This window comes from Nostoc sp. (assembly GCF_036917515.1).
In the GTDB taxonomy this organism is placed as follows: Bacteria; Cyanobacteriota; Cyanobacteriia; order Cyanobacteriales; family Nostocaceae; genus Nostoc.
This window is the reverse complement of sequence record NZ_JBALDE010000197.1, coordinates 1-5,963: the sequence shown is the minus strand read 5'-3', so window position 1 is coordinate 5,963 and position 5,963 is coordinate 1. Positions and strand designations below refer to the sequence as shown.

The 5,963-nt window shown below is 41.3% G+C and carries 7 protein-coding genes; 5 read left to right on the top strand and 2 right to left on the bottom strand.

All coding sequences use genetic code 11. The features are described 5' to 3' along the window. Positions 1-404: 404 nt before the first annotated feature. Positions 405-1,262, bottom strand: coding sequence for an SDR family oxidoreductase (locus tag V7K89_RS26175; protein WP_335192377.1), 858 nt, complete (start codon positions 1,260-1,262; stop codon positions 405-407). 41 nt (positions 1,263-1,303) lie between these two features. After that, a complete protein-coding gene (locus tag V7K89_RS26170; protein WP_335192374.1) occupies positions 1,304-1,534 on the bottom strand; it encodes a hypothetical protein in 231 nt (76 codons plus the stop codon). Positions 1,535-2,127: 593 nt separating this feature from the next. Here V7K89_RS26170 and tatC point away from each other — a divergent pair. The 5 genes from tatC to V7K89_RS26145 all read left to right on the top strand — a co-directional run bounded on the left by tatC (position 2,128) and on the right by V7K89_RS26145 (position 5,361). Continuing rightward, a complete protein-coding gene (tatC, locus tag V7K89_RS26165) occupies positions 2,128-2,922 on the top strand; it encodes a twin-arginine translocase subunit TatC (protein WP_335192372.1) in 795 nt (264 codons plus the stop codon). 65 nt (positions 2,923-2,987) lie between these two features. Beyond that, positions 2,988-3,416, top strand: coding sequence for a hypothetical protein (locus V7K89_RS26160; protein WP_335192370.1), 429 nt, complete (start codon positions 2,988-2,990; stop codon positions 3,414-3,416). Further along, positions 3,413-4,627, top strand: coding sequence for an NRAMP family divalent metal transporter (locus tag V7K89_RS26155; protein WP_335192368.1), 1,215 nt, complete (start codon positions 3,413-3,415; stop codon positions 4,625-4,627). Before V7K89_RS26160 ends, V7K89_RS26155 begins: the two co-directional genes overlap by 4 nt. A 46-nt stretch (positions 4,628-4,673) precedes the next feature. After that, on the top strand, positions 4,674-5,045 hold the full coding sequence (locus V7K89_RS26150) for a hypothetical protein (protein WP_335192366.1): 372 nt from the start codon (positions 4,674-4,676) through the stop codon (positions 5,043-5,045). Beyond that, complete coding sequence (locus tag V7K89_RS26145) at positions 5,032-5,361, top strand: hypothetical protein (RefSeq protein WP_335192364.1); 330 nt, start codon at positions 5,032-5,034, stop codon at positions 5,359-5,361. The genes V7K89_RS26150 and V7K89_RS26145 overlap by 14 nt, the downstream gene beginning before the upstream one ends. Positions 5,362-5,963: the final 602 nt, after the last annotated feature.

Below are 5,963 nucleotides of genomic sequence, written 5' to 3'. Positions count from 1 at the left end.
GTATCTCAATTATATCTTTCTGACTTCTGCCTTCTGCCCTCTGCCATCTGCCTTCCCTCAACTTAGATCACCAAAAGTTGCCAAGAACCCATATTGTGGGCATTTTGAACCAAATTTTGACCAAAAGTTTAAAATTTAAGGGTTAAATAGTGTGTCTTGCTCTGCATTTTTTACCAAGTCAAAAAATAAAACTTTTGGTCGCATTATGGTTCGCATTTAAAACACGCGGACATAATTTGATTCATAAAGTTAGGTTTTTGATTGGCTAAAAACCTTGAAATTACGTTAACTTTTGGTCACGCTATGGTTCACAGTTTGGTCATACAAGGAGTAAAATCACAATTTTGTGAATGACAGACTATGCATTGAGAGTGACAACCTCTGAAGTATTGACAATCAGTAATCTACAGCCCCATTGAGTATAAAATTATCTTGTCATGTAGCTTGTCAGGCAAAATATGCTTTAGCAACGCTCCGATTTTGGCATCTTGTCCAACAAGATAGCGCGTCTTGGGCTGTTTTGCAGTCAGCGCATGGACAACAACTTGAGCGACAATATCCGCAGAAATCCCTCTAGATGCGATATTCTGCATTTTCTTGCGGACAATAGTCATTGCCTGACCATAGAGATTGTGTGCCGTTTCGGGTAGATCCTGCTGTGCTACTTCAGATTGATTGAGAGACTTGTTCCAGATTGGGGTAGCAATAGAACCAGGTTCAACAATTGAAACTGAGATTCCCCAAGGTCGTAACTCCATCCGCATCACATCAGTAAGTGCTTCCAAGGCAAATTTAGAAGCATTGTAAGCACCCAAAAACGGCGTAGGACTCCTACCAGCAATGGAACCTATATTGACAATTCGACCTTGACTTTGGCGTAAAAGACCAAGAAATGCTTGTGTCACTGCTAATTGTCCAGTGACATTAACCTGCATCTGGTGTTGAAAATCAGCGATTGGTAATAATTCTAACGGGCCAGGGACAGCAATTCCGGCATTATTTACTAAACCTAAAATCCCTGCACCACCAACTGCATTTGTTACTTTCTCAATCGCAGCTGCGATCGATTCAGCATCAATAACATCTAAAAAAATCGGAATCAGCCTTTGTGACCCTTTCTGTTTAAGTGTTTGAGCATCAATATCTTGACGCACTCCAGCAAAAACAAAGAAGCCCAATTGGTCTAAAAGCAAAGCACACGCTTGACCAATTCCTGTTGAGGCTCCTGTAACCACTACTGTACGTTGATTTTCTACAACCATTAATTTCCTTTGATGATGGGGCTGCCTCCTGCCTCCTCTTATCAATCTTTGCAAGTGCCAGCACGAAGGCAATCTTCGGTTTGGTCATCTCTAGCCGATGTTTGCCAGGGCAAGACGCCTGACTGAGCATTTGTACTGTAAGCAATTAAAGCAGCTGCTGTGGGAAACTGCTTTTTAACAATTGTCACATCACTACTAAAAGTATTACTTAGCTCAACATTGTATAAATAAACAGGCAATGCCATTAGGGCAATGCAAATTATCCGGTTCATACCCAACCTCAGCTAACAATTTCCGATTACTCTATGTATAGATGCCACCTTAATGAACCGGATTTTTAAAACTGAGTATTAAATGTTGATGTTGTGGCAATTTACTCAGCGCTACTAGTGCCTGTCAAGTCGAAGTTGATGGGTAAGCCAGTTCGTAGTGAGTTAGCGCGGTCTTGGGGGTTTCCCCCATGAGCGACTAACGAACCCGAAGGGTAAGAACTTTAGTCCTTTATTCTCTAAACACTGAAGTGCTCACTACAAACTTATCAAAATCAATAGGACAGACTACTAACCGCAGAGACATGATTTCTAAATTATCGGTTCCACCCTTTTTTATTTTAGATTAGGCATTGCTTACAAGATGGCTTCCTACTTACTTATGCAGATGCAAACCCAAAAAACAGGACAAAAAACCCACAGCACCCAAAAACATATCTTAGTAGCTGCATTCCCCAGATAAAATAATGAAGAGTGCTGAGTCACCAAAATGGTCGATGACCGATAAAAAAGATACAAGCCCATAAATATATTTTAAATAAATTTAGGGGATTGTAACGCGTGAATTTTGAATTTTGAATTCGGAGCGAAGCGACGTGACGCCTTCACAAGACGTAGATACTGTAAACGTTCCTAACCTCGACCCAGAAGAATATGGCAACTCAGACACCGATCCTCTTGATGAGTTGCCAGGTGAAGTCGAAATGTCCCTTTTCGACCATCTAGAAGAGTTGCGACAGCGGATTTTCTATTCGTTAATTGCCGTAGCAGTGGGCATTATTGGCTGTTTTTTTGCCGTTAAGCCAATTGTCCAGTTACTTGAGGTTCCAGCACAAGGAGTAAAATTTCTCCAACTTGCACCTGGAGAATATTTCTTTGTCTCCCTGAAAGTTGCCGCCTACACTGGGCTCATACTTACTAGTCCTTTCATTCTTTACCAGATCATCCAGTTTGTGCTTCCTGGACTGACTCGCCGCGAACGCCGTATACTCGGGCCTGTGGTTTTGGGTTCGAGTGTGCTATTTGGGGCGGGTTTAGTATTTGCCTATTTACTCCTTATCCCCGCAGCCTTGAAATTTTTCATTAGCTACGGAGCAGATGTAGTTGAACAACTTTGGTCAATTGATAAATATTTTGAATTTGTGCTGCTATTGTTATTCAGCACTGGTTTAGCATTTCAAATTCCCATCATCCAACTGTTGCTCGGTAATTTGAACATTGTCTCGTCAGAACGGATGATTTCTGGTTGGCGTTACGTGATTATGGGAGCAGTAGTTTTAGGAGCCGTCCTCACGCCTTCTACTGACCCCCTGACTCAAAGTCTCTTAGCGGGAGCAGTTTTAGCGCTTTATTTCGGTGGTGTGGGACTGGTGAAGCTTACAGGTAAATAACCTCTGGAATAGGTTATAGGTGAGAGTGAATCAGTTCTAAGGAGGGCTAGGAAAACGGACATCTGATGAAAAGGATATTTATAGGTTATTTATTAGGGTTGACATTATTAACCGCTTGTAGCGAAGCAGCCACAGATAAGCTTACACAAGAACTACAAACTGTAAAGTCATGGACAGCTACAAGCAAAATGGTTGCTGATGCTTGGGTACGAGGTGCTGTGCCAAAGGTCTATGCCAAACAAACACTCAAGAAAGCACAGCAAAAGTTGCAAACAGAAACCGACAACATAGCCGAAATAGAATCATCTACGGCTATTCCCCAGCCTTATAAATTAGCACTTTTAGGTCATATCAAACAGTTAGTAAAAATCACGGAGCAAATATCAACCGCAATTGAACAAGAAAATTATTCTGTAGTGGCACAAAGAATTGGGGACTTATCGCTAGAAGGACGAAGACTAGACTCGCAACTACCACAGCAGAATAAACCATGAAGAAAATTTTTGAAATTGCGCTGGGCATTGTGACTAGTATTGGTGGCTTCTTGGATGTGGGTGCGATCGCCACAGCAGCAGAGGCTGGATCTATTTTCGGCTTTCAACTAATCTGGGCGATTATCCTGGGTACAATTTGTGTGATTTTTTTGGTAGAAATGTCTGGGCGGTTAGCAGCAGTTAGCAAGCATACATTAGCTGCTGCGGTGCGTGAACGTTTTGGGTTTAATTTTTATATTATTCCACTGATTGCAGAAGTCATAGTTGATTTTCTAGTTTTAGCAGCTGAAATTGGTGGTGTTTGCATTGCCTTACAACTGCTAACGGGTATTAGCTTTCAGTGGTATGCTTTACCCGTTGCCTTTGCAATTTGGTTGCTAATTTGGTACGGTAACTTTGGCATTATTGAAAATGGTATTTCCCTATTAGGGTTGGTTACAGTAGTTTTTGTTGTCGCTACTTTTAAGTTGCATCCATCTCTAACACAACTTGGCGGTGGTTTGTTGCCAACTCTGCCACAACAAAATACCGCTCATTATTTATATCTTGGAGTTGGGATTTTGGGTGCTTTGATTAGCCCCTATTTATTTTACTTCTACTCATCTGGGGCAGTAGAAGATAAATGGGATGAAGGGTACATTGGTGTAAATCGCGCAGTTGCCGGTTTAGGGATGAGCTTTGGTAGTGTCGTATCGCTAGGGGTGCTGATTGTGTCAGCACTGGTACTCAAACCCAAGGGCATTGAAGTAGATAGCTACGAACAAGCGGCGTTGATGTTGACAGAAGCTTTTGGTTACTGGGGCTTTGTGCTATTTGCGGTGTCCTTGGGCATTGCTTGCTTTGGTGCAGCACTGGAGGTTACTCTCGACACAGCCTATATTGTTGCTCAGACCTTTGGTTGGAATTGGGGCGAAAACCTGAAACCAAAAGATGCCGCACGCTTTAGTTTGATCTACACTGTGTTTGTCTTTCTCGCTTCTTTATTAATGGTATTTGGGATCGACCCATTGCAATTGACTTTGTTTTCAATGGCAATTACAGCAGTGATTTTGCCACCTGTGATTGTGCCATTTCTGGTATTGATGAACGATGAATTATATGTCGGCAAATATCGCAACGGTTGGATAAGTAATAGTGTTGTGATCTTTACAATTGTGCTGACATTCGTGTTAGCGATCGTTGCTATTCCACTAGAAATTATTGGAGGGTGATCGCTGGTGGGCGTTACCGTTAATAATCAACTGGAAGTGATAGAAAATGAACATTATTAGAGATGTACTTGATAACCAATTAGTTGACAGCGATCGCCGCCATCTGGGCAAAGTCGATGGCATTGTCATCGAGTTACGCGATGGAGAACCGCCACGACTCACTTATATCGAAACTGGTATGACAATTCTTGCACGACGTATTCATCCACGTTTAGGAAGGTGGGTAGCAGCAATTGAAAGTAGCTGGGGTGCTAAACAAAGTGAACCCTTTAGAATTCCGTGGTCAAAAGTGCAGGATGTTGGTATTGATGTCGAAGTCGAGATTGAAGCTGACACAACTCCGGCATTAGCTTATGAAAAATGGCTTCAAAAACACATTATTAGCCGAATTCCAGGGGCAGAACATGGCAACTCGTGAAATTCATCTGGAACTGCTACTAGGTAAACAAGTATTGGATTCAACTGGTAAACCTGCCGGACGCATTGAGGAAGTACATGCTCAACAGCAAGGTGAAGAATGGATTATTCAGGAATATCTGATTGGAACCACTGCTGTGTTAAAAAGACTATCTGTTTGGACAATTGGGTTGAGAATCTTACACTTGCTTGGGGCACACAAGATCCACAGTGGCTATACAATATCTTGGAAGCAACTAGATTTGACTGACCCTGAAAAGCCTCGTTTGCTCTGTACCTTAGATGATTTAAAAGAATTAGAGACTTCCAAAAAATAAAACTTAAAATTCAGGCTACTTAATATAGCAGTCCTAAATCATTTGTGAAAATTATATATCTCTTTCTTCCCTTTGCGTCCTTCTCTAACGAGACGCTACGCGATGGCGTTCTTCTCTACGAGATGCTGCGCGTAGCTTGCTTCTCCGTAGGAGTAGGCGGTTCGTTTCCTTATCTATATTTTTCACGATTCATTTAGGATTGCTATAAGACTACTATTATTACTTAGCAAAGGTTTTAAACTTTTTAGTAGACGGATTTAACATATTAAGTAATGAAAATCCCGTTTTTTTAATATTCAAACACTAGTTCTCACTTCTCGATAATAAGTTGCGAATAGTTCCCGGTGCATCCAATTTATGTATGAAACGCATAGTAGAGTTTGCCCACAAACATCAAGTAAATATACATTTATACTAAACTTGCTAGTTAATCTTCTATACCTGAGTAGGCTTTTTTGTAACTCCTCTAAAAATGGGCAAACCAGGAGTTATTAATCATGTTAATCCAACCTGAGTTCGGGATAAGGAAAGGAGCAGGTAGTAAGCTGAAAATAGCGTTAAATCCAGCACCTGCCCTATGTTTAGTTTAGAAGCATTATTCT